Source organism: Polynucleobacter sp. 35-46-11, from assembly GCF_002281105.1.
On sequence record NZ_NCFJ01000268.1, the window covers coordinates 1 to 3,483 of the forward strand.

General features: G+C 47.8%; 3 protein-coding genes. All 3 read right to left on the reverse strand.

From position 1 onward, the window contains the following. The coding region (truB, locus tag B7Y67_RS13245; protein ID WP_293599057.1) for a tRNA pseudouridine(55) synthase TruB at window positions 1-672 on the reverse strand (672 nt) is incomplete at its 3' end. A 6-nt stretch (window positions 673-678) separates the two neighbouring features. Next, on the reverse strand, window positions 679-1,047 hold the full coding sequence (rbfA, locus tag B7Y67_RS13250) for a 30S ribosome-binding factor RbfA (RefSeq protein WP_015420788.1): 369 nt from the start codon (window positions 1,045-1,047) through the stop codon (window positions 679-681). Window positions 1,048-1,061: 14 nt separating this feature from the next. After that, window positions 1,062-3,483: translation initiation factor IF-2 (gene infB, locus B7Y67_RS13255; protein WP_293599058.1), on the reverse strand; the 2,422-nt coding region annotated here is incomplete at its 5' end.

Consider the following 3,483-nt stretch of genomic DNA (forward strand, 5'->3'; position numbering starts at 1 on the left):
TTGCAAGCCCTTCTGAATAGATTCGATTGTGAAAGATTGCTCAAGGTTGAGGTGACCTACTTCTGTTCGGCGCAAGCCAACCAAATGCGCACCACAACCTAAAGCTTTACCAATATCTTCAGCTAACACACGGATATAAGTGCCTTTACTGCAGCTCACCTCTAAAGTGGCTTCCGGCCAATTGATATTGGTCCATCGAATGGCATGAATCGTAATATCTCGGGCAGAGCGTTCTAACTCAACACCTGCGCGAGCGTATTCATATAAAGGCTTGCCATCGCGCTTGAGCGCGGAATACATTGGGGGAACTTGACTAATCGGGCCCGCGAAAGCTGGCAACAAAGAATTTAATGCAACTCGAATAGCAGCCTCATCAGCAAATACAGGCACAGGAAGCTCTTCAATCACCAAACCTTCAGCATCGCCGGTATCAGTGCGCTGACCAAATTTCACTTGAGCGATATAGGTTTTATCAGCCTCTAATAAATCCTGTGAGTACTTTGTTGCCTCACCCAAACAAATTGGGAGCAAACCAGTTGCCATTGGATCTAGTGTGCCGGTATGCCCAGCTTTTTCTGCATTGAATGCACGCTTGACGGCAGTGACTGCGCCTTGTGAGCTCATGCCAGCAGGTTTATCAAGCAAGACTACCCCATCGATACGTACAGACATAGCTATTTACGCGTTCTCGTCTTTGCGATCACTATCCACCGCCTGATCAATTAAGCGCGACATTTCAATGCCATGCTCAACAGAACTATCGTAGTGGAAATGTAAGGTAGGCACAGTATGAATGTGCAAACGCTTAAACAACAATGAATGTAAATAGCCTGCCTTATCCTGCAATGCCTTCAATGCCACTTCAGGCTCTGCGCCCAAAACAGTAAAGAAGACTTTTGCATGAGCTAAATCTGGAGTGAGCTCAATACTTTGCAAAGTAATCAAACCCAGGCTCGGACTACGCAATTCACGGGGGATTAGCTCGGCCAGGTCCCGCTGAATTTGATCGGCGAGACGCTGGTTACGATGAGGACTAGTTTTATGCATTAACTCGATTGCTCTTAAAGTGTTCTAGCGACTTCAGTCACTTCAAATGCTTCGAGTTGATCGCCTTCTTTGATGTCGTTATAGCCTTTTAATGACAGACCACACTCAACACCGGCACGAACTTCTTTTGCATCATCTTTAAAGCGCTTAAGAGAATCCAGTTCACCAGTCCAAATCACTACGTTTTCACGCAAGAGGCGGACACTAGAGGTGCGCTTAACAACGCCATCGAGAACCAAGCAACCAGCAATTGCACCAACTTTAGATACCAAGAAGACTTGACGAATCTCCACCATACCGGTGATTTCTTCTTTCTTATCTGGTGTCAACATGCCGCTTAATGCTGCTTTCACTTCATCAACTGCGTCATAAATAATGTTGTGATAACGAATATCGACACCATTGTTTTCGGCTAACTTACGTGCTGCACCATCTGCACGTGAGTTAAAGCCGATGATGACTGCTTTGGAAGCGACTGCTAAGTTCACGTCGGTCTCAGTAATGCCACCCACTGCTGCATGAACGATTTGTACCTTCACCTCTGCAGTAGATAGCTTTTGCAATGACTGTGACAACGCTTCTTGAGAACCCTGTACGTCGGCTTTAATAATCAGTGGCAATAACTTCGCCTCAATCGCACCCTCTTCCATGTTTTCCATCATGGTTTCGAGTTTGAATGCCTGCTGTTTAGCCAACTTCACATCACGGAACTTACCTTGACGGAAGAGTGCGATCTCACGTGCTTTACGCTCGTCAGGAACCACTTGAACCGCTTCACCGGCTGCAGGAACTTCGGATAAACCTTGGATCTCAACAGGGATAGATGGGCCAGCTTCATTACATGGCTTGCCGTTTTCATCCAACATCGCACGTACACGTCCGTAGGTTGAACCAGCTAACAACATATCACCACGCTTGAGCGTGCCTGACTGAACCAAAATAGTGGCAACTGGGCCGCGACCTTTGTCCAAACGCGCTTCAATCACGAGACCTTGGGCAGGAGCATCTTTTGCCGCCTTAAGTTCCAAAATTTCTGCTTGCAGAAGAACGTTCTCAAGCAAGGCATCAATGCCATCACCTGTTTTTGCGGAGACGCCAATAAATGGCACATCACCACCGTATTCTTCTGGAACCACTTGCTCAGCAACTAACTCAGTCTTAACGCGCTCTAGGTTTGCCTCTGGTTTATCAATCTTGTTAATCGCCACAACAATCGGAACCCCACCCGCTACTGCATGGTGAATCGCTTCTTTCGTTTGTGGCATCACGCCGTCATCGGCTGCAACAACTAGGATCACGATATCCGTAGCCTTTGCACCACGAGCACGCATCGCCGTAAAGGCTTCGTGACCCGGGGTATCAAGGAAAGTAATCATGCCGCGTGGCGTTTCAACGTGATAAGCACCAATATGCTGAGTAATACCACCGGCTTCACCAGTAGCAACCTTAGCTGCACGAATCTTATCGAGCAAAGATGTTTTACCGTGGTCAACGTGACCCATCACCGTAACAACTGGTGGACGTGGTAATAACTCTGCATCGTGACCAGTAATACCGAGATCTAAATCTGGATCATCTAACTTAGCAGCATGAGCAGTGTGACCCATTTCTTCTACGATGATCATGGCAGTATCTTGATCCAAGATCTGGTTGATCGTTACCATCTGACCCATGCCCATCAAGAGCTTAATTACTTCAGCACTCTTCACGGCCATTGCATGAGCTAACTCAGCAACAGTAATGGTTTCTGGAACATGAACATCACGCACAACTGGTTCTGTTGGAACCTGGAAATTAGTATCGACGTTAGCTTCTGCAATTTGACGTTGCTTTCTTCTACCACCACCTGAACGCCAACCACCTACACCACCAGAGCTATCACCACGAGTCTTCAGGCCGCCAGGTTTCTTGGCGCCCTCTTCTTGCCAGGTGGATGAAGTCTCAGCAGACTTAATCGTCTTGCCGCCAACCTTAGCAACAGCCTTTTTCTTATCCTCAGCACCTTCAACTTTAGCTGGCTTATGGAGCGTGCCCTTTTTAGCCTCTTCAGCAGCAATTTCGCTTGGCGCCTTAAGGACTCGAGCAGGGGTGCTCATCATGTCGCGAATCGCTAAAGCTTCAGCTTCTGCTGCGGCGCGACGTTTAGTGATGTCAGCTAACTGAGCTTTACTAGCATCAGCGATATCTTTAGCCGCTTTATCGGCTTGCGCTTTTTTATCGGCAGCTTTTACGGCTGCAGCAGAACCACCGTCATCTGACTTGACTGCTTTTTCAGCAACCGGCTCGGCCGCGCTAGCAGCAGCTGCAGCGTCAGCCTCTTTTTGACGAGCATCTTCTGCCGCTTTCATTTCTGCTTCTTGACGCGCTAATAACTCAGCCTGTCTAGTAGCTTCAGCTGCACGCTTTTCTAATTCTTCAGCCGAGAGGATAGGCTTC